At 64.8% G+C, this 19,864-nt stretch carries 16 protein-coding genes; 6 read left to right on the forward strand and 10 right to left on the reverse strand.

Annotated features, from left to right (window positions below; genetic code table 11):
- Positions 1-17 precede the first annotated feature (17 nt).
- From ACFPU0_RS11890 to ACFPU0_RS11905, 4 genes are read left to right on the forward strand one after another with little or no spacing between them, the layout of a single operon-like run.
- Positions 18-935: a DUF72 domain-containing protein gene (locus tag ACFPU0_RS11890; RefSeq protein ID WP_377693195.1), complete on the forward strand. Its 918-nt coding sequence runs from the start codon at positions 18-20 to the stop codon at positions 933-935.
- Positions 932-1,720 (forward strand): endonuclease/exonuclease/phosphatase family protein, encoded by a 789-nt coding sequence (locus tag ACFPU0_RS11895; RefSeq protein WP_377693196.1) that lies wholly within the window; start codon positions 932-934, stop codon positions 1,718-1,720. The genes ACFPU0_RS11890 and ACFPU0_RS11895 overlap by 4 nt, the downstream gene beginning before the upstream one ends.
- Entirely contained in the window at positions 1,717-2,922 is a 1,206-nt protein-coding gene (gene clsB, locus ACFPU0_RS11900; protein ID WP_377693198.1) for a cardiolipin synthase ClsB, read from the forward strand. The genes ACFPU0_RS11895 and clsB overlap by 4 nt, the downstream gene beginning before the upstream one ends.
- Complete coding sequence (locus tag ACFPU0_RS11905; protein ID WP_377693200.1) at positions 2,919-3,914, forward strand: lysylphosphatidylglycerol synthase domain-containing protein; 996 nt, start codon at positions 2,919-2,921, stop codon at positions 3,912-3,914. The genes clsB and ACFPU0_RS11905 overlap by 4 nt, the downstream gene beginning before the upstream one ends.
- 109 nt (positions 3,915-4,023) lie before the next feature.
- On the opposite strand, the gene ACFPU0_RS11910 is transcribed toward ACFPU0_RS11905, so the two are convergent.
- From ACFPU0_RS11910 to ACFPU0_RS11920, 3 genes are all read right to left on the reverse strand, one after another.
- On the reverse strand, positions 4,024-4,173 hold the full coding sequence (locus tag ACFPU0_RS11910; RefSeq protein WP_377693202.1) for a PSPA7_2676 family Cys-rich small protein: 150 nt from the start codon (positions 4,171-4,173) through the stop codon (positions 4,024-4,026).
- Positions 4,174-4,304: 131 nt separating this feature from the next.
- Positions 4,305-6,776, reverse strand: coding sequence for a glycogen/starch/alpha-glucan phosphorylase (locus tag ACFPU0_RS11915; RefSeq protein WP_377693203.1), 2,472 nt, complete (start codon positions 6,774-6,776; stop codon positions 4,305-4,307).
- A 30-nt stretch (positions 6,777-6,806) separates the two neighbouring features.
- Entirely contained in the window at positions 6,807-7,136 is a 330-nt protein-coding gene (locus ACFPU0_RS11920; protein WP_377693204.1) for a DUF2513 domain-containing protein, read from the reverse strand.
- 474 nt (positions 7,137-7,610) lie between these two features.
- Between ACFPU0_RS11920 and ACFPU0_RS11925 the strand changes: the two genes are divergently transcribed.
- Positions 7,611-8,126, forward strand: a complete 516-nt coding sequence (locus ACFPU0_RS11925; protein WP_377693205.1) for a DUF4142 domain-containing protein — start codon at positions 7,611-7,613, stop codon at positions 8,124-8,126.
- A gap of 309 nt (positions 8,127-8,435) precedes the next feature.
- On the opposite strand, the gene glgB is transcribed toward ACFPU0_RS11925, so the two are convergent.
- The 4 genes from glgB to ACFPU0_RS11945 all read right to left on the reverse strand — a co-directional run bounded on the left by glgB (position 8,436) and on the right by ACFPU0_RS11945 (position 16,541).
- Entirely contained in the window at positions 8,436-10,598 is a 2,163-nt protein-coding gene (gene glgB, locus ACFPU0_RS11930) for a 1,4-alpha-glucan branching protein GlgB (RefSeq protein ID WP_377693206.1), read from the reverse strand.
- The gene (gene treS, locus ACFPU0_RS11935) at positions 10,595-13,900 is read right to left on the reverse strand and encodes a maltose alpha-D-glucosyltransferase (RefSeq protein ID WP_377693208.1); all 3,306 of its coding nucleotides are present in this window, start codon (positions 13,898-13,900) and stop codon (positions 10,595-10,597) included. The genes glgB and treS overlap by 4 nt, the downstream gene beginning before the upstream one ends.
- 15 nt (positions 13,901-13,915) lie before the next feature.
- Entirely contained in the window at positions 13,916-15,901 is a 1,986-nt protein-coding gene (locus tag ACFPU0_RS11940; RefSeq protein ID WP_377693210.1) for an alpha-1,4-glucan--maltose-1-phosphate maltosyltransferase, read from the reverse strand.
- A 139-nt stretch (positions 15,902-16,040) separates the two neighbouring features.
- Positions 16,041-16,541 (reverse strand): MgtC/SapB family protein, encoded by a 501-nt coding sequence (locus ACFPU0_RS11945; RefSeq protein WP_377693211.1) that lies wholly within the window; start codon positions 16,539-16,541, stop codon positions 16,041-16,043.
- A gap of 177 nt (positions 16,542-16,718) precedes the next feature.
- On the opposite strand from ACFPU0_RS11945, the gene ACFPU0_RS11950 reads away from it, so the two are divergent.
- On the forward strand, positions 16,719-17,096 hold the full coding sequence (locus ACFPU0_RS11950; protein WP_377693212.1) for a Rho termination factor N-terminal domain-containing protein: 378 nt from the start codon (positions 16,719-16,721) through the stop codon (positions 17,094-17,096).
- Positions 17,097-17,894: 798 nt separating this feature from the next.
- Here ACFPU0_RS11950 and ACFPU0_RS11955 read toward each other — a convergent pair.
- The 3 genes from ACFPU0_RS11955 to ACFPU0_RS11965 form a co-directional block, all read right to left on the reverse strand.
- Entirely contained in the window at positions 17,895-18,137 is a 243-nt protein-coding gene (locus ACFPU0_RS11955) for a metallothionein (RefSeq protein WP_377693214.1), read from the reverse strand.
- Between the two features lie 61 nt (positions 18,138-18,198).
- A complete protein-coding gene (locus ACFPU0_RS11960) occupies positions 18,199-18,651 on the reverse strand; it encodes a phosphotransferase system, HPr-related protein (protein ID WP_377693215.1) in 453 nt (150 codons plus the stop codon).
- A 413-nt stretch (positions 18,652-19,064) separates the two neighbouring features.
- On the reverse strand, positions 19,065-19,529 hold the full coding sequence (locus ACFPU0_RS11965) for a PA2169 family four-helix-bundle protein (RefSeq protein WP_377693216.1): 465 nt from the start codon (positions 19,527-19,529) through the stop codon (positions 19,065-19,067).
- Positions 19,530-19,864 lie beyond the last annotated feature (335 nt).

The raw sequence follows: 19,864 nt of genomic DNA on the forward strand, positions 1-19,864 counted from the left end.
ATATCGAGAGGACGCCCATGGGAGAGATACGCATCGGCATATCCGGATGGCGCTATGCGCCCTGGAGGGGGATCTTCTATCCCGCTGGGCTGCCCGAGGAGCGCGAGCTGGCCTTCGCCTCGCGGGCGGTGAACAGCATCGAGATAAACGGTTCCTTCTATGCCCTGCAAAGCCCGGCCCGCTACACCAACTGGCGAGAGGACGCACCAAAGGGCTTCGTCTTCGCCGTCAAGGCGCCGCGCTACATCACCCATATCCGCAGGCTCAGGGAGATCGAGCAGCCGCTGGCCAACTTCTTCGCCTCGGGCCTGCTGCAGCTCGGTGACAAGCTGGGACCTGTCCTCTGGCAATTCCCGCCGAGCATGAAGTTCGACGCCGGGATATTCGGCCACTTCCTCGATCTGCTGCCACGCACCATCAACGCCGCCCGGGATTGCGCCAGCCATTGCAGCGAGCGCCTGAAGAAGGCCGGCTACCAGGATTCGGCCGGTCGCGGCGCATTGCGCCACGCGGTGGAGATACGCAACGAGAGCTTCCTGTGCGATGAGTTCGTGCATTTGCTCCGCGACCACGAGGTGGCCCTGGTGATCGCCGATAGCGCCGGCAAGTGGCCTTATGTGGAAGACCTCACCAGCGACTTCGTCTACCTGCGCCTGCATGGCGACAAGGCGCTCTATGCCAGCGGGTACTCCGAGCAGGCCCTGGCGCGCTGGGAAAACCGCATCCGCACATGGAGCGCAGGTCGCCAACCCGGCGATGCCCAGGTGCTCGACGCGCATCGGCCCAGGCCATGCAAGTCGCGGGATATCTATTGCTACTTCGATAACGACGAGAAGGTACGCGCGCCTTTCGACGCGCGCCGTCTGCTCGAGCGCCTGGACCTGACCCGCGACCTGAAGACCGCGCCTGGTGTATTGCAAGGAATACCACCGTGAACACGACCATTCCCATGCCAGAGATCGTCATCGACCGCATCACGGCCGTGCATTGCCTCAAGGTGCTCACCATCAATGCGCACAAAGGGTTCAATGCGTTCAACCGGCGCTTCATCCTGCACGAGCTGCGTGATGCCGTACGCACCACGGACGCCGACCTGGTGTTCCTGCAGGAGGTGCTTGGCAATCATGAGCGCCATGCCCGGCGTTACCGGAACTGGCCGCCGATACCGCAGTACGAATTCCTCGCCGACAGCATATGGCCGCAGTTCGCCTATGGGCGCAACGCCGTGTACCCGGACGGTCACCACGGCAACGCCCTGCTCTCCAAGTTCCCGATCATCCATCACGAGAACCTCGATGTATCGGTCCACGGCAACGAGCAGCGCGGGCTGCTGCACTGCGTCCTGGACGTTCCGGGTCATCGTGAGGTGCATGCCATCTGCGTCCATCTCGGATTGCGCGAGGCCCATCGGAAGAAGCAGATCGGCCTGCTCTCCGACCTGCTCGACACACTCAATCCCGCGGCCCCCACCATAGTCGCCGGCGATTTCAACGACTGGTGCCTGCGGGCCGACGCCATGCTGGCGGAGCGCGGCCTGGTGGAAGCCTTCGGCTGGGCCTACGGCGCCCCGGCCAAGAGTTTCCCGGCACGTTTCCCGCTGCTCTGCCTGGACCGGATCTACGTGCGCAATGCCACGACACAGGATCCCCTGGTCCTTTCCACCCGGCCCTGGTCGCACCTTTCCGACCATGCGCCGCTGGCGGCGGAGGTGCATCTGTGAACGGGCAATGGCGTGATGGCAACCGCATCGAGCTCCTGATCAACGGCGAGGAGTACTACCCGCGGGTGTTCGAGTGCATCCGCGCGGCGAAGCGGGAAGTCCTGATCGAGACGTTCATCATCTTCGAGGACAAGGTGGGCCACGAACTCAGGGGTGTGCTGATCGAAGCGGCCCGGCGTGGCGTCCGGGTCGAACTTGCGGTCGACGGCTACGGTACCGCCGACCTCGGCGACGAATTCATCGCCAGCATGACCACTGAAGGCGTCAGGGTGCATGTCTTCGACCCCAGCCCGCGGTTGCTGGGGATGCGCACCAACCTCTTCCGCCGCCTGCACCGCAAGATCGTGGTGATAGATGGCGAACGGGCGTTCGTCGGCGGCATCAACTACTCCGCCGACCACCTGCTCGACTACGGTCCGATGGCCAAGCAGGACTACGCCGTGGAAGTGACCGGCCCGGTAGTGGCCGATCTGCACGCCTCCAGCCTGCGCCTGCTTTCCCCCGTCCTGGAGGAACCCAGCGCGATTCGCCCGCCGGCACAAGCCACGGGGCACGCACAGGCCCTGCTGGCCGAGCGCGACAACAAACGCCATACCACCGACATCGAGCAGCAGTACCTGGCCGCCTTCCGCAGCGCACGCTCGCGCCTGGTGGTGGCCAATGCCTACTTCTTCCCCGGCTACCGCCTGTTGCGGGAACTGCGCAATGCCGCCCGGCGTGGCGTGCGGGTACAACTCATCCTGCAGGGGCAGCCGGACATGCTCTGGGCCCGGGGTTTCTCGCGACTGCTGTACAACCACCTGCTGCGCGAAGGCGTGGCCATCTACGAATACTGCCAACGACCGTTGCACGGGAAGGTCGCGCTGGTGGATGACGATTGGGCAACGGTGGGCTCCAGCAATCTCGACCCGCTGAGCCTGGCCCTCAACCTGGAAGCCAACCTGATCATTCGTGATCGCGCGTTCAACCAGTTCCTGCACGGGCACCTGGAATGGCTGGCGGCCAAGCACTGCAAGCGCATCAGCCTGGAACGTATGATTCGTGGCTATTGGTGGCGGGCGCCCCTGATCTTCCTGTGCTTCCACTTCATCCGGCGCTTCCCGGCGATCGCCGGCCTGATTCCCGCCCACCGGCCGAATCTCGAATCCCGGCATCCGGAGTCGGATGGCGAGCCCCGCTATGACGAGGGCAATACCTCATGACCGATCACCCGAAGAAGCCCTGGATGAAGTGGGGCATGCATCTGCTGACCCTGTTTTTCGTGCTGCTGGTGCCCACCCTGCTCTATCTGCTGGCGAAGAACCTCGACTGGAACGAGGTGCAACAGTCACTCCGGGCATACGGCGCGGTCACTTTGCTGGTGGGCGCGGCACTGGCCTTTTCCAGCTACCTGGTGTTCAGCATCTTCGACCTTGTCGCCCGGGTCTACACCGGGCACCACCTTCCCGCACGGCAGGTCATCCCGGTGGCTTTCGTCTGCTACGCCTTCAACCTGAACTTCACCACCTGGGTCGGCGGCGTGGCGCTGCGCTACCGCTTGTACAAGCGCCTCGGGCTGGATACCGGCACCGTCACGCGGATCATCAGCCTGGGCATTCTCACCAACTGGATAGGCTACATGGCCCTGGCCGGCGTGGTGTTCTCGCTGCGCCTGGTGAAGCTGCCGGAAAACTGGAACCTGGGCGTCACCGGCCTGCAAATGATCGGCTTCCTGCTGCTGGCCGTCGCAACTCTCTACCTGTTCGCCTGTGGCTATGCCAAACGACGCACCTGGTCGTGGCGGGATCATGAGATCACCCTTCCTTCATTGCGCCTGGCGCTGATCCAGATCTGGCTGGGCGCAACCAACTGGGCATTGATGGCTTCGCTGATCTTCTGGCTGCTGCCCCACGGACATGGCACCTACTACGCGTCGATTCTCGGCATCCTGTTGATCAGCTGCGTGGCGGGTGTGATCACCCATATCCCGGCCGGCCTCGGCGTGCTGGAAACCGTGTTCCTCGCCCTGCTCCACGACCAGATGAGCCAGGGCAGCCTGGTGGCGGCGCTGCTGGGCTATCGCACGCTCTATTTCCTCCTGCCGCTGCTGGTGGCGGTAGTCGTCTACCTCGTCCTGGAGAAACGCGCCAAGACTATCCGGCGCCGGCACAAGCACCGGGTCAAGCCCGAATCGCGGAAATCTTCCACGGGTTGAGGTCCCGGGCGGTGGCGATCAAGGCGCGGGGTCAAGGACTCCGCCCTTGCAGTGCCTGTTACTTCGGCCGACAGGCCCGGCCCTGGGAAAATTTCAACTATCCGCCGAGCTATCTGACGGGCGCGGCGGTTTCGACCGGCTTGAGGTAATAGTTGCTGCCGCAGCGGCTACAGCGCCGCCGGATCAGCTCTTCGTTCCCCAGCCGTATCCGCTCTTCCAGCGTCCATGCACAGCCGCAGAAAAAGCAGATGAAGCTCATCGCCACCTCCCTCGCCGCTCGCGAGAGCCGTGCATGATCTTTTCGACTCCCCTGAACGGACATCGACTCAAGCGACCGACGAGCGCGCCGCCGTCCGACGGATCGGGGGAACCTCGGCAAGCTTCACTTGCTCAGTCTGCCTTGGCATCTTGCGACGGAATGGCTACGTCCCAGATTTCGGTGGCGTATTCGCGGATGGTGCGATCGGAGGAGAACCAGCCCATGCGCGCGGTATTGAGGACGGCGGACCGCCACCAGCGGGAGCCGTTCTGCCAGCGACGGTCCACCTGCCGCTGGGCCTCCCAATAGGCGTCGAAATCGGCGCACACCATGAAGCGGTCATCGCGGATCAGCGCGTCTACCAGCCCCAGGTAACGCTCCGGGTCCTCGGGGGAGAACACGCCCGCCCGGACAGCTTCGAGCGCGGCACTGAGGCGTTCGGAATGGAATGCCACCTGCCCGTTGGCCTGGTCGGCCTGGCGCCGCCGCTCCACCTGTTGGGCCGTCATGCCGAAGATGAACATGTTTTCCGCGCCTATCCGCTCGCACATCTCGACGTTGGCGCCATCCAGGGTACCGATGGTCAGCGCCCCGTTGAGGGCGAACTTCATGTTGCTGGTTCCTGAAGCTTCCAGGCCGGCAGTGGAGATCTGCTCCGAAAGGTCCGCCGCCGGAATGATCGCTTCGGCCAGGCTGACGTTGTAGTTGGGAATGAAAACCACCTTGAGCAGCCCGCGCACCGTAGGGTCGTCGTTGATGGTGCGGCTGATGTCATTGGCCAGCTTGATGATCATCTTCGCCTGGTGGTAACTGGCGGCCGCCTTGCCGGCGAAGATCTTCACCCGGGGCACCCAGTCCGTGGCCGGGTCGTTGCGGATGGCCTGGTAGAGGGCGACGGTATGCAGCAGATTCAGCAGTTGCCGCTTGTACTCGTGGATGCGCTTGACCTGGACGTCGAAGAGGGCGTGGGTGTCCACGGCGATGCCGAGGCGTTGGCGGATCAGCTGCGCCAGCGCCTCCTTGTTGTGCTGGCGGCGCATACTGAACTGCTTGCGAAAGCCCTGCTTCTCCGCATAGGGCTCGAGCGCCTGAAGCATGGTTTCCGGCGAGTCCAGCACGCCCTCCCCCAGGGTTTCGGTCAGCAGCCGGGTCAACTGTGGATTGATCTGGAACAACCAGCGGCGGAAGGTCACGCCGTTGGTCTTGTTGTTCACGCGTTTGGGATAGAGCCGGTGCAGATCGCGGAACACCGTTTCCTGCATCAGGTTCGTGTGCAGGGCCGACACGCCGTTGACGCTATGGGAGCCGAGAAAGGCCAGGTTGCCCATGCGGACCCGCCGTCCCCGGTCCTCATCGATCAGGGACACCGAGCGGAGCAGCCCGAAATCGTGGATGTCCTTGGCCCGCAGCGCATCGATGTGCAACGCGTTTATCAGGTAGATGATCTGCAGATGGCGCGGCAGCAGGCGCTCCATCAGCGAGACCGGCCAGGATTCCAGGGCCTCCGGCAACAACGTGTGGTTGGTGTAGGCCAGCGTGGCTACCGTCAGCTCCCAGGCCCGGTTCCATTCCAGGCCATGCAGGTCGACCAGCTGGCGCATCAGCTCCGCGACGGCGATGGCCGGGTGGGTGTCGTTGAGCTGGATGGCCACCTTCTCCGGGAGGTTCTCGATTTCTCCATACTGTTCCATGTGGCGGCGCAGCAGGTCCTGGAGCGACGCCGAAACGAAGAAGAACTCCTGGCGCAGGCGCAGCTCCTGCCCGGCCTCGGTGATGTCCGCTGGATAGAGCACGAGGGAGATGGACTCGGCACGTACGACGTCGGCAACTGCGCCGATGTGGTCACCGGCATTGAAACGCTCCAGCTGCAGGTCTTCCTCGGCGCGGGCACGCCAGAGCCGCAGGGTGTTGACCGCGGAGCGGCGCCAACCGATCACGGGCGTGTCGTAGGCGATGGCTCGAATGGTCTCGTGAGGCTGCCAGATCTGGCGGAGGCTGCCATCCTCTTGCTGATGGGTATGGACGCTGCCGCCAAAGCCGATGCTGTAGGCCACCTCGGGACGCTCGAACTCCCATGGGTTGCCGAAGTCCAGCCAGGTTTCCGTCTGCTCGGCCTGCCAGCCGTCCACTATCGCCTGGCGGAACAGGCCATGCTCGTAGCGAATACCGTAGCCATGGGCAGCCAGGCGAAGGGTCGCCATGCTCTCCATGAAACAGGCGGCCAGGCGCCCGAGGCCGCCATTGCCGAGTGCGGCGTCGGGCTCCACTTCGCGGATGCGCTCGAGGTCGACGTTCAGCTCGGCCATGGCCTGGCGCGCGACGTCCAGCAGCCCGAGATTGCTCAGGTTGTCCACCAGCAGGCGGCCGATGAGGAATTCCAGCGAGAGATAGTAGATGCGCTTCTCGTTCTGGCGATCCACCAGTGCATTGGCCTCTTCCCACTGGTCGATCAGGTGATCGCGAGTGGCCAGGGCCAGCGCCTCGAACCAGTCATGGTCGAACGCGCTTGCCGGGTCCTTGCCAACGGCGTACTTGAGTTTCGCCAGGATGCTGTCCTTGAACGTCCGGACCGCATCGGCGGAGATGCTGGGCTGCTCGGCCATGACCGCCTCTCGTTCAGATGCGAAGCGTTCTCAGATGATCTTGCGCAGGGACTCGTAGGAGATGGCACCCAGGCGTGCCAGGAGCATGCCCTTCTTCGCCTGCCAGGCATCCTGGTCGCGAATGCTGTCCAGCAGGTCATGGCCCTGCAGGGTGAGCGCAACCGCGACGCGGTTCGGTTCACCGTTCCAGTGGTGCTGTTCCTTGCATTCCACCAGCCCGGCCTGCCCCAGCAGATGGAGGTGGTAGCCGACCGACTCCCGGCTGTGCTCGTCGATACTGCGGGCCACCAGAGCGTGACCCGGTTCCAGGGCTTCGATCTCCAGCAACAGCGCCCTGATCAGGTCCCAGTCCCGTTTCATCACGCCTCTCCTCGCATCACCGGTGATGGCTCCTCTAGCTTGAGGCCATGCCGGCACTGCCAAGTTCAGATTTTTCGCGCGAGGCGCCACTCATCATTCCCCCTGAACTCTCCGTGAACCAGTCCGTCCAGAACCAGTGAACGGTCGAGAACCAGTCGCAAGCGCGTCCCGCCGTATCCGATGACGCCAAGGTCATTACCTACTACTACCGCGTCGCCAATCTCGGCCAGGCCCGCACCGATTGCAAGAACAGCGGCGGGGTCTGGCGGGAGCAGTGATGAAGACTCACGACTGCGACCAGCAGGCCTGCACCAGGATTCTCACCAACTGGATCAGCGAGATGGTGATCGGTGCGCGGGTGGGCAGCTATCCGCACCATTCGGCGCGCTACTCCTGACTAACCGCCAAGTGGCCGGAACCCGCTCGACCCACGGGGCTCACAACCTACAGGACCTCTCGATCGGGAGAACCGCCATGAAGCGTACTGCTCTGGTTTGTACCCTGGCCGCCTGCGCCGGATTCTTCGCGCTGGCCTCGACGCCATACGCCCAGGAACCGGTATCGACACCCCAGGACTTCATCGCCCAGGCCGCCTCGGCCGGCGAGCTCAAGTTCCAGGCGGCCAAGCTGGCCCTGAGCAAGAGCCGTGCCGACGATGTCCAGGCTTTCGCCCAGCAAGTCATCGACGACCACACCAAGGCGGGTTCCGACCTCAAGTCCCTGGCCCGCGAGAAGAACCTGCTGGCCGCGGAGGAAAGCGCGGTGCCTGACTCGGGCAGCCAACTGGCAGCGGAGTCCGAAGGCTCCTTCAATGCCGCCTACGCAAGCGAACAGGTCGCCATCGGCGAGCGAGTCGTGACCCTGTTCACCGAGGCCGCGGACCATAGTCCGGATGCGGATGTACAGGACTATGCCCGCAACAATCTGCCGGTGCTCAAGCGCCACCTGGAGATGGCGCGGGAGCTGGAAAAGGCGCACGCAATGGATTGAACGCCCACGTTCGCAGAACGTGGACCCCTATAAGGGGGCGGGGTCAGCTGGGGCGAAACGCCTGCCCCACCGTAGGGTGCGCCAGTATCTACGTAGGATGGGTGGAGCTTGCGATACCCATGCGGACAGGCCGGATGGGTATCGCAAGCTCGCGGAACGCCGCCCGACCCACCCTACGAACCGGAAAAGGCGCACGCAGTGGATTGAACCGCTGGTGCATCAGATTCGTCCGCTGTCCCGCAGCGAGCACGCCAGCGCCACAGTGCTCCAGGGCGTCGCCCGGGCCCACTGATCGCCGGCCGGAGCCCCTCAGGGCTCCGGCCGGAGGATCAGGCATCCCAGCGGTGGGAGGTCCAGCACAAGGGACTGGGCCTCGCCATGGGCATTCCCGGGATCGCTGTTCAGCGTGCCCATGGTTCCCGCGCCGGATCCGCTGAAGCGCACGTCATCGGTATTCAGCAGCACCTGCCATTGGCCCGTCCTGGGGACGCCAACGCGGTACGCCTGGCGGGGTTCGGGAGTGAAGTTGTGCACCACCAGCAAGGGCCGGCCATCTTCGCCATGCCGCAACCAGGCGAAGACGCTGTTGTGGGAGTCATCGCCAATCAGCCACTGGAAGCCATCTGCGCGTCCATCTCGCTGGTAAAGCGCTGGCTCCTGCCGGTAGAGACCGTTCAACGCCTTCACCAGGTACCGCACCGCCTCGTGCTCCGGGTAACGCAGCAGATACCAGTCGAGCTGCCGGTCGTGGTCCCATTCGCGCCATTGGCCGAATTCGCAGCCCATGAACAGCAGCTTCTTGCCTGGATGGGTCCACATGAACGCGAGATAGAGGCGCAGATTGGCGAACTGCTGCCAGCGGTCACCTGGCATCCGGCCCAGAAGCGAGCCCTTGCCATGCACCACCTCGTCGTGGGAAATCGGCAGGACGAAGTGCTCCGAAAAGGCGTAGAGCAAGCCGAAAGTGAGCTGATGATGGTGGTGCTTGCGATGGATCGGTTCCTTCTGCATGTAGGCCAGGCTGTCATGCATCCAGCCCATGTTCCACTTGTAGGAGAAACCCAGCCCGCCCTCTGCTGCGGGGCGGCTGACGCCGGGCCATGCGGTGGACTCTTCGGCTATGACCAGGGCGCCCGGGACCTCGGCATGGACCACCTCGTTGAGGTGGCGGAGGAATTCGATGGCTTCCAGGTTCTCCCTGCCGCCGTGGCGGTTGGGAATCCACTCGCCTTCATTGCGTGAATAGTCCCGGTAGAGCATCGAGGCCACCGCGTCCACCCGCAGGCCGTCGACATGGTAGATCCGCAGCCAGTGCAGGGCCGAGGCCAGCATGAAGCCATGCACTTCGGTACGGCCGAGGTTGTAGATGTAGGTATCCCAATCCTGGTGGAAGCCTTCGAAGGGGTGCTGGTATTCGTAGAGCGCGGTGCCGTCGAAGCGGGCCAACCCATGCTCGTCGGTGGGAAAGTGTGCCGGCACCCAGTCGAGGATGACGCCGATTCCCGCGCGATGGCAGGCATCGACGAAGGCGGCGAAGTCTTCCGGTTCCCCCAGGCGCGCGGTGGGAGCGAACAGCGAGAGTGGCTGGTAGCCCCAGGAGCCGCCAAAGGGATGTTCCATCACCGGCATCAGTTCGATATGGCTGAATTCCATCTCCTGGATATAGGGGATCAGGCGTTCCGCCAGGCCGGCCCAGGTCGGTGGACGATCGTCGACCCATTGCCAGGAGCCGGCATGAAGCTCGTAGATGGCCAGGGGCTGGTCGTTCTGCTGGACGACCTTGCGGCGGGCCATCCATTCCTGGTCCCGCCACGGGAACGCCAAGGGCGCGACCACCCGGGAACTGGTCGCCGGCGGCACCTCGCTGGCCAGCCCCACGGGATCGGCCTTCAATGGCAGCAGTCCGTCCGGCCCCAGGATCTCGTACTTGTAGCATTCCCCGGCTCCCAGCCGCGGGATGAAGAGTTCCCAGACGCCGGCCGGGTAGCGCCGGCGCATGGGATGGCGGCGGCCGTCCCAGGCATTGAAGTCCCCCACCACGGACACCCGCCGGGCATTGGGCGCCCAGACGGCGAACCGAACGCCCGCAACGCCGTCCTGCTCCATGACCTGCGCCCCGAGGCAACGGCCGAGTTCGCGGTGATTGCCTTCGGCGAACAGGTAGAGGTCCACTTCGCCGAGCAGCGGGCCGAAGGCATAGGGGTCCTCGGTCACCTGCTGCGCACCGGGCCAGTGGATGCGCAGCAGATAACGGCGCCGCTCCGCCAGCAGCCCTTCGAACAGTCCTTCCGGGTCGGTCTTGTGCATGGGGCCGAGCAGGCGCTCGTCCGCCGCATCGAGTAGATCCACCGCTTCGGCCCCCGGCAGCCAGGCCCTGACCCGTATCCCGTCCTCCCCGGCATGGGGACCGAGGTAGCTGAAGGGGTCCGCTTCTTCCGCCCGTCGCAGGCGTTCCAGTCGCTTATCGTTCATGTCCGGTGTCCCAGCAGATGGCGCGCCAGTTCCAGCAGCCCGTGCAGGGGCACGTCCAGCCAGTCCGGGCGGTGGCCGCTTTCGTAGAGTATTTCGTAAGCCGCCTTTTCCAGGCTGAACAGCGCCAGCGCGGCGCCCTCTCCTTCCCGGCCATGCCATTCGTGGGGCAGGCCGTTGGCCGCCACCCGGTAGGCATCGAGGAAAGCCGTACGCGCGTTTGCCCGATAGCGGGCGATCACCTCGGCACAGACCTGCCGTGCCTCGGCGGAGTTGTCGGCGCCGCAGGCACTGCGTTCGGCCACGGCCGCCGCGTAGTCGAATGACCGGAGCATGCCGGCCACGTCCTTCATCGGGCTGTCGCGCTGTCGCCGTTCGGACAATGGCCGGCTGGGCTCGCCTTCGAAATCGATGATGTAGGCATCGCCCTGCACCACCAGTACCTGGCCCAGGTGCAGGTCGCCATGCACGCGGATGCTGATGCCGCCGGCGGCCAGGGCGGCCAGGCGCCCGATGACGATCAACAGCCGTTCTTCCTCGGCCAGCAGCCATTGCACCGAGGCGGCGGCGTCCCTGTCCAGCTGGCCATGGGCGCGGGAAAGCGCAGCCAGGGCTTCGCGAAGCTGGGCGCTGATCCGCGAGGCCCAGTCGGCGCTGTCGTTCGCGTCGCTCAGCCGGTAGCCGAAGTCGGGGCTTTCCACCGGACGCGCCAGGATGCTGTGCATTTCACCGATGCGCTTTCCCAGGGTCCCGGCGAACACCCTGAGTTCGGCAAGGGCCCCCTGCTCGCCATCCGCCTCGCCGCCGGCCATGTGGTCGCGAATGGCCCGGTCGAGGTTGTTGAGGGTCCAGGTCCAGGCATCGCCCTGGTTGTCCAGGTAACGCTGCAGGAGCATCAGCGTATGCGGCTGGCCCTCCTCGTCCACCCGTAGCACCTCGCCCAGGAAAGGTGCCACATGGGTATAGCCGTGGTGGGTGAGAAACCGCCCCATTTCCACCTCCGGGTGGATGCCGGGGAATCCGCGGCGCAGCAGCTTGAGCAGCAGCAGGTCACCGATCAGCGCCGAGCTGTTGGACTGCTCCGCCGACAACAGCTTTACCGTCGGTTCCGGCCCCGGGTCGATGTCCTCCAGCGCCTTTTCCGGAAGGAACTGCAGTTCGCCGGCCGAGCCACGCAACAGCGACCCGGCACGCAGGTGCCGGAGTATTTCCAGGCTGAAGCGGGGCAGGCAGAAGGCATCGGTCAGCAATTCCACCTTGCGTCCGCGACGCAACCGTGCCAGGGCCAGCTGTTGCGGCAGGTCGCTGCCACTTGCACGTTCGGGCACCACGCCCAGGGGCAACTGGTAGAACTCGGGGCCATGCGCACCATGCACCTCCAGTTCCGCCAGCACCGGGGCGTCCGGGGCATCGCCCAGGGCCATGGCATAGAGCAGATGCACGCTGCCCGCGGCAACCTGCCCTCCCGGGAACCAGCGACGCTTGGGCAGATACAGGGGAAGGGATTCGAACTCCAGGGTCTGGCGCGCCTTGATCTGGATGATCTCGTCCAGCTGATGCAGCAGGACCAGGGTCTGCAGTTCGGGCATCCGTTCGACCGCCTTGAGATGCCAGCCGGGCATTTGCGAGGCATCGGCCAGGTAGAACCAGTAGAAGCCGTAGGGCTGCAGCGTCAACAGGTAGGTGAGCTGGCCGATGGGGGGGAACGACGCGCCCCCGACCATTTCCACCGGTACACGGCCATCGTACTCGGCCAGCTCCAGCTCGACCGCCTGCGCGGCGCTGGACAGGTTGGCCACGCACAGGATGCTTTCGTCGCGCCCGTCGCTGTCGCTGTACTCACGCAAGTAGGCGAGAATCCGCCGATTGCTGGGGGCGAGCATCTTCACGCTGCCCCGGCCGAAGGCCTTCTGCTGCTTGCGCACGTTGAGCATGCGGCGCATCCAGTTGAGCAGCGAGTGGGGATCGTGCGCCTGTGCCTCGACATTGATCGTCTGATAGCCGTACAGCGGGTCCATGATCGGCGGCAGCACCAGGCGGGCCGGGTCCGCGCGGGAAAAACCGCCATTGCGGTCCACCGACCATTGCATCGGCGTGCGCACGCCGTCGCGGTCGCCCAGGTAGATGTTGTCGCCCATGCCGATTTCGTCGCCGTAATAGAGGGTGGGCGTGCCGGGCATGGACAAGAGCAAGCTGTTCAGCAGCTCCACCCGGCGCCGGTCCCGCTCGACCAGGGGAGCCAGCCGCCGGCGTATGCCCAGGTTCAGGCGCGCCCGGCGGTCGGCGGCGTAGTAGTTCCAGAGATAGTCGCGCTCGTCGTCGGTGACCATTTCCAGGGTCAGTTCATCGTGGTTGCGCAGGAAGATCGCCCACTGGCAGTTCGGCGGGATTTCCGGCGTCTGGCGCAGGATGTCGGTGATCGGGAAGCGGTCCTCCTGGGCGATGGCCATGTACATGCGCGGCATCAGCGGGAAATGGAAGGCCATGTGGCATTCGTCGTCATCGCCGAAATAGGGCCGGGTGTCCTCCGGCCACTGATTGGCCTCGGCCAGCAGCATCCGGTCCTGGTAGCGGGCATCCAGCTCGGCGCGGATCCGCTTGAGTACCGAATGGGTTTCGGGAAGGTTCTCGCTGCTGGTGCCGTCGCGCTCGATCAGGTACGGGATGGCGTCCAGGCGCAAGCCATCCACGCCCATGTCCAGCCAGAAGCGCATGACCCGCAACACGGCGTTCAACACCCTCGGATTGTCGAAGTTCAGGTCCGGCTGGTGGGAATAGAAGCGGTGCCAGAAGTACTGCCCGGCCACCGGGTCCCAGCTCCAGTTGGACTTCTCGGTATCCAGGAAAATGATCCGCGTGCCGGCGTACTTGTCATCGGTATCGGACCAGACGTAGTAGTCGCGGGCCCGGGAGCCCTTCTTCCCATGCCGCGCCCGCTGGAACCAGGGATGCTGGTCCGAGGTGTGGTTGATCACCAGCTCGGTGATCACACGCAGGCCCCGGCGATGGGCCTCGTCGATGAAGCGCCGGGCGTCGCCGAGGGTTCCATAGTCCGGGTGCACGCCCCGGTACATGGCGATGTCGTAGCCGTCGTCACGCCGCGGCGAGGGGTAGAACGGCAGCAGCCAGATGGTGTTGACCCCGAGTCCGGCGATGTAGTCCAGCTTCTCGATCAACCCGGCGAAATCACCGATACCGTCGTTGTTGGCGTCGTAGAAGGACTTCACATGGACCTGGTAGATGACGGCGTCCTTGTACCACTGCGGGTCGTTGAGGAACACGGCCCTTCCGGTGCGTTTGGCCATGGGTCGCTCCTCTTCTCAGCGGACCGGGCGGACACGCCAGATGCCGAACGGCAGGTGCGCGGGATCGATGCGCATCCATTGCACCTTGCCATGCCAGGTCCAGCGGTGGCCGTTCATGAGGTCCTCGCCTTCCAGGTCGGCATCGTCGGCCAGGCCGAATTCCCACAGCGGGAGTTCGAAATGGGCCTCCTGGACCTGGTGTGGATCGAGGCTGATGGCCACCAGGATGAAATTCGACAGATCCCCGGTGCGTTTCCCGAAGTAGAGGATCTGGTCGTTCCAGGCGTTGTAGGCCTGGAAGCCCAGATGGGTCTGCAGGGCGGGATTGTCGCGGCGGATCATGTTGAGGCGGGCTATCTCCTCGCGGATATTGCCCGGCGCGTCGTATTCCCGAGCACGCAACTGGTATTTCTCCGAGTCCAGGTATTCCTCCTTGCCGGGTACCGGCGCGGCCTCGCAGATCTCGAAACCCGAGTACATGCCCCAGAGCCCGGAGCCCATGGTGGCCAAGGCGGCGCGGATGAGGAAACCGGGGCGTCCCGAGTGCTGCAGGAAGGAGGGATTGATATCCGGCGTGTTGACGAAGAAGTTGGGCCGGAAGCAGTCCCGCCAGGGGGGCTGGTTGAGCTCGGTGAAGTACTGCTGCAGCTCGGCCTTGGTATTGCGCCAGGTGAAGTAGGTATAGCTCTGGCTGAAGCCGAGCTTGCCCAGGCGCGCCATCATCGCCGGGCGGGTGAAGGCTTCGGACAGGAAAATCACCCGGGGATGGCGATGCCGCACGTCGGCGATCAGCCACTCCCAGAAAGGCAACGGCTTGGTGTGGGGATTGTCGACGCGGAACAGGGTGACGCCCTGGTCGACCCAGCCGAGCACCACGTCACGCAGGGCCAGCCAGAGGCCGGGGATCGCCGCGTCGGAGTAGAAATCGACGTTGACGATGTCCTCGTACTTCTTCGGCGGGTTCTCGGCGTGGCGGATGGTCCCGTCGGGACGCCAGCCGAACCAGCCGGGATGCGTCTTGAGCCAGGGATGGTCGGGCGAGCACTGGATGGCGAAATCCAGCGCCACTTCCAGTCCATGGGCCCGGGCCGAGTCCACCAGCATGCGGAAATCCTCCAGGCTGCCCAGCTGTGGATGGATCGCCTCATGACCGCCCTCCTCGCTGCCAATGGCGTAAGGGCTGCCTGGATCGTCCGGCCCGGCCTGCAAGCTGTTGTTGGGGCCCTTGCGATGGGTGCGGCCGATGGGATGGATGGGCGGGAAATAGAGCACGTCGAATCCCATCCTGGCGATGTCCGGCAGGCGCCGCCGGACATCGGCGAAGGTTCCGTGGCGCTTCGGGTCGCCGCTTTCGGAACGGGGAAAGAGCTCGTACCAGCTGCCGAACAGGGCCAGGCGCCTTTCCACCTCCACCGGATAGACCGGGCTCCGCAGCAGATGGGGACGGTGCTCGGCGCGCCGCATCAGCGCCCCGACCTCGGGCTCGACGAACAGGGCCAGTTGGTCCTGCATCCCCTGGCAGCCATCCAGCCGTGCGAGCAATCGGCCGAGTTCCGCCCCCATGTGCGGCGGCGCCTTGCCGGCGATGAGCCGAACCAGCGAGGCACCTTCAGCGAGTTCGAGTCGTACCGGGACACCGGCCCCGTACTTTTTCAGCAGTTCGTAGCGGAAGCTGGCATAGACGTCCTGCCAGGCCTCGATGGCGAACTCCAGGCGCCCTTCCCTCTCGGCCGTCAACCGGGCAGCCCAATGGTCGTTGCCGAGATGCTCCATGGGAGCGCGCCGCCAGTCCTGCTGGCCGGACATTCGCCAGAGCAGGTCGGCCGCCAGTTGGTCATGGCCGTCGGCGAAAATCACTGCCCGGACCTCCAGGGACTGGCCGCAGATGCACTTGACCGGGAAACGTCCCCCCTCCACCACCGGTTCCACCCCCTCGATGGCCAGCCGGGGTTCCCGTGCCGCGCGAATGACCGCGGACTCGCCTTCTTGCGTCGGAAACATCGCTCCTGGCTCCTTAACGCCTGGCAGACGATTCATTCGGTTGAGTCGGCCCGGCGCCACGCCGACAGGAACCCGCCACGGCGCTGGGCCTCCTGGATTCCGAGAGCGTGATGGCTGGAAAAGTTCAGGTGGATTTCGTCTAGGGCTCGTCCTCTTTCTTGCCGTTGCCCGAAGGATCCACCATCAGCGGGATCACATGCAGCACCCCGAGTGCCAGCAAGGTGCCGAGTAGCGCCGTAGCCTCACGCCCCAGCCCCACGGCGACGCCTATAGCGGCTGCCGACCAGATGCCGGCCGCTGTGGTCAGCCCCTGCACATCGGACGGGTTGCGCCCCTTGAGGATGGTGCCGGCGCAAAGGAAGCCGATGCCCGCGGTGATGCCCTGGATTACCCGGCTGATGGCATCGTGCCCCGCCCCATCCTGTTCGATCGCCATCACGAAGAGCGTCGCGCCAAGGCAGACCAGCATGTGCGTCCGCAGCCCGGCCGACTTGCCCTTCACCTCCCGCTCGTAGCCCAGGAGCCCGCCAAGGAAGATCGCCAGCACGAAACGCAGCAACGCGCGCACCAGGTCTTCCACCTGGCCGAGATCGGAAAACTCGGCCAGCAAGGTGTCGAGGACGCGTTCACCCAGTTCCATCGCATTCTCCGCGGGCTCCTTCAGATTCTGATAGCGCCGAGCGGCCCCGGGTTCGGGGATTCGGAGAAACGGTGGCACCGTTCATCAGCAAGACCGAACCCCGTTGCATCGGTGGCCTCTTCCGAACTAGCGCCACGCGGCAAACCGGTCGCGGGCGACCAGAGGAGGAACCACGCCATGCCACGTGGAAGCAAAGACAAGTACACCGAGAAGCAGAAACGCAAGGCCGAGCACATCGAGGAAAGCTACGAAGCCAAGGGGGTTTCCGAGGACGAGGCCGAAGCCCGTGCCTGGGCTACGGTGAACAAGCAATCGGGGGGCGGCGAACGTGCCGGTGGTTCCGGCCAGCGCACCAGTTCCAGCCAGAAGAAAGCCGCACGCAAGTCCTCCGCCCGCCGCGCAGCGGCGACCCGTCGAGGCGTGCCGCGCCCCGGCCAGAGGCTGGACGCCATGACCAAGCGCGAACTGATGGAACGGGCGCGCAAGCGCAACATCTCGGGGCGTTCGAAGATGCGCAAGGATGAGCTGATCCAAGCCCTGCGCAAAGCCCGTTGAGTCACCCCTTCCCGCGCCGCCGCACCGCTATCGCGGCGGTTTCCTGCTGGTTCGCACCCGGCATGCCGCCAGCCTGCCCGGACCTCGCTTGGGCCAGGCCTGTAGGGGCGAATTCATTCGCCAAGGGCAACGCAGTTGCCCCGGGGGAATCCACTGGCAGACCTGCGGTCTGCTTGGCGAATTCATTGACTATGTCTGCATTAGCTGTTGCAGGACCGAATAGAAGTCTCTAGTACGGGGCTTTCAGGTCTCCGCACCAGTCTGACACCTCCCTCTCCCCCGGCCCCCGCCCTGCGCCCCTGCCTGATCGCTTCGCGCTCAGGCGTTCATCGGCACCGGAAGCGGTGCTTCCGAAAGCGTGCCTCTTCACCCCGGAGGGAGAGGGGTGACTCGCGCCGGCGAGGCACAAACAATCCTGAAGCCACCAGCCGCCTGAACCTGTGCAGCAGCGGTGGGGCAGCGACTGCGCCCCGTCAGGAGGCCGAGCGGAATCGTTGCAGAGGGGGACGAGCGGCATGGATGCCGCGAGAGGCGTGCGGGGCCAGGGATGGCCCCTCACGCCGGGCCCCCGGCGCAACGATGGAGCGAGGGAAGTTTGGCGAAGCCAAACCCGGATGCAGGGGCAAGCCTTTTGCTTCCTTTTGGGCGACTGCAAAAGGAAGTCGCCCGGGAGGGCGAAACAGGGACTCGCCGTCCGCTCGATAAGCAGCTTGGCTCAGGAGCTTCTAGCAACACTTAACGCAGACATAGCCAATGAATTCGCCCCCACGAAAAGCGACTCCCAGATCCCGGCAGGGATCAGGGTGAAATGGGATCGCTGGCGGGAAAGGTCTCTTCCAGCGCATGGTCGACCTGGCGCTCGCGGAACCGGGCCCGGGCCTGCGCCTCGCCGCAGTGGCAATCGGGGTCGCGGCAATCTTCCTGGCCTGCTGGATGGCCAGCGGCGCAGGCCGGGCAGCAAAACGCGCGACCATCACGGATCAAGGCGTTCGCGTCTACCGCACAGGAGCACTCCGGACAGGCGCAGTGGTTTTCGCTCATGGTCTTGCCCTCCTGAGAAAGAAGCCCTGGCCGTGTTCGGCCGGGGAATATCACGAGTCGTTCATTGATCTTCGTCGCTGTCGCCTGGCGAGACCCGGTCAGTCCAGGGCTTGCCATCCAGGGGCGCCGCCCGGGCCAGTTCGGCCTCGTCCAACCCGATGCCGCCGCCGATCTCGGATTCATCGACGGTACGCAATTTCTTGTCGGTGGGGCCGCCTCCGCCAGGTTCGTCCGGGTAACTCGCGCCGGTCAGGTCGTACAAGGTGTCAGGGCTGAGGTCGTCAAGCGTGACGTTGTCTTCGTACTGGCTGCCGGTCAGCGTCTCGCCCCCGGTCATGCCGCATTTCGCGACACGTTCAGGCGGGTACTCCTGCTCGACCTCGCCAATGGGGCGCAAATCGCCTATTCGGCCCTGGCGGACATCGCGTTCCTCACTGAAGTCCAACTCGCGCACCGAGCCCATGCGGTCCTCGATGTCGTCGATTTCTTTCGGGGCAGGTTTGTCGCGGATCATGGTGCCTCTCCGACTGGTAACCTACTCAGTCGACTGGGCTTCTCGGCAATGATTCAGACTTTCTACCGGGCGGTATCTGGCTGGAGCGACGGAGCTGACCGGGTAGGATGGCGGGCACCGACGGATGATATGCAGCACCGCGAAGCGGCGGGTGGTCATAATTGCATAGCCATCCTTCAGATGGCCGCCATCGCGATGGACAGAGGCAACAGCGACAAGACCCCGGGCCTTACTGCCCTCGATGAATACCTTCGCAAGCCGCCCCTCGCCCGTCGGCGGCGGGAAAGGCGCACCACCACTTTCACTCCGAAGCGCTGGGGCGGTACCCAACCATTACTTGGCGGATTGTTCATGGGTAGCCTCCCTATACTGCGCGTCAGTGCGCCAGTGGCGGCGATGAACCAGGGCGGTACTCAACCGCGGGTGCGCTCGACATCGCGCAAGGCCCTGATCTCGTCATGGTTGCGCAGGACGCCTTCGTACTGGCGCTGGACCATGGCACGAATTTCCGAGGGCAGTGGTTGGCGCAGGGCCTCGGCGTAGTGCTTCCTGGCCACGTCCTCGCCGCGCTCGGCTTCATCGAGGACGGCGGCCTCGTCCTTGCCGGTCACGAGGGCCTTCAGGTCAACCCAGCGGCGATGCAGATCACCACTGATGCTGCTGCCCTGCTGCGGTTTTCCGCCGAGTTCCAGCACCGAACGCTGGAGCTCCGATGCCGCACTGCCGCACTCCTTCGAGCGCTCCAGGAACAACTGCTGCAGGTCCTGACGCTCGACGTCGGTAGCACAGGCCTTGAAACCGGCTTCGCCGTCCTTGCAGGTCTCGATCAGGGTATTGAGTGTGCGGATGATGTCTTGACGATCGTCTGTGGTGTCCATGGGTCAATGCTCCCGGCCCGACGCCGACGAAACCGCGCCGAGCCAATGGGTGATTGGATGGCCCGTAGTGGGGTTCTCCTTTTCCGACGCGAGGCCGGCGCGATTCGTTCAGCTTTTTGGCCCGGCGGCACGGCTGGCTGGCGACGCAGATCTGCTGGGAGCCGCTTTTCGTGGGGGCGATTTCAATCGCTGACCGGACCGCAGGACCGGCCTGCGCACTTGCCGGGGGACGCTGCGCATCCCTTCGCGAATGAATTCGCCCCCACAGGGTCGAGGCCCGCCGGTGGGCGAGTGTTGGCTGGGAGACGCTTTTTTGTGGGGGCGATTTCAATCGC

Source organism: Pseudomonas sp. GCM10022186, assembly GCF_042656385.1.
Taxonomy (GTDB): Bacteria; Pseudomonadota; Gammaproteobacteria; order Pseudomonadales; family Pseudomonadaceae; genus Metapseudomonas.

Bases quoted from the DNA above. Each gene is read 5' to 3' on its own strand.
- ACFPU0_RS11890 (WP_377693195.1), top strand. From the start codon at position 18: ATGGGAGAGATACGCATCGGCATATCCGGATGGCGCTATGCGCCCTGG.
- ACFPU0_RS11905 (WP_377693200.1), top strand. From the start codon at position 2,919: ATGACCGATCACCCGAAGAAGCCCTGGATGAAGTGGGGCATGCATCTG.
- ACFPU0_RS11910 (WP_377693202.1), bottom strand. From the start codon at position 4,173: ATGAGCTTCATCTGCTTTTTCTGCGGCTGTGCATGGACGCTGGAAGAG.
- ACFPU0_RS11915 (WP_377693203.1), bottom strand. From the start codon at position 6,776: ATGGCCGAGCAGCCCAGCATCTCCGCCGATGCGGTCCGGACGTTCAAG.
- ACFPU0_RS11920 (WP_377693204.1), bottom strand. From the start codon at position 7,136: ATGAAACGGGACTGGGACCTGATCAGGGCGCTGTTGCTGGAGATCGAA.
- ACFPU0_RS11925 (WP_377693205.1), top strand. From the start codon at position 7,611: ATGAAGCGTACTGCTCTGGTTTGTACCCTGGCCGCCTGCGCCGGATTC.
- glgB (WP_377693206.1), bottom strand. From the start codon at position 10,598: ATGAACGATAAGCGACTGGAACGCCTGCGACGGGCGGAAGAAGCGGAC.
- treS (WP_377693208.1), bottom strand. From the start codon at position 13,900: ATGGCCAAACGCACCGGAAGGGCCGTGTTCCTCAACGACCCGCAGTGG.
- ACFPU0_RS11940 (WP_377693210.1), bottom strand. From the start codon at position 15,901: ATGTTTCCGACGCAAGAAGGCGAGTCCGCGGTCATTCGCGCGGCACGG.
- ACFPU0_RS11945 (WP_377693211.1), bottom strand. From the start codon at position 16,541: ATGGAACTGGGTGAACGCGTCCTCGACACCTTGCTGGCCGAGTTTTCC.
- ACFPU0_RS11950 (WP_377693212.1), top strand. From the start codon at position 16,719: ATGCCACGTGGAAGCAAAGACAAGTACACCGAGAAGCAGAAACGCAAG.
- ACFPU0_RS11955 (WP_377693214.1), bottom strand. From the start codon at position 18,137: ATGAGCGAAAACCACTGCGCCTGTCCGGAGTGCTCCTGTGCGGTAGAC.
- ACFPU0_RS11960 (WP_377693215.1), bottom strand. From the start codon at position 18,651: ATGATCCGCGACAAACCTGCCCCGAAAGAAATCGACGACATCGAGGAC.
- ACFPU0_RS11965 (WP_377693216.1), bottom strand. From the start codon at position 19,529: ATGGACACCACAGACGATCGTCAAGACATCATCCGCACACTCAATACC.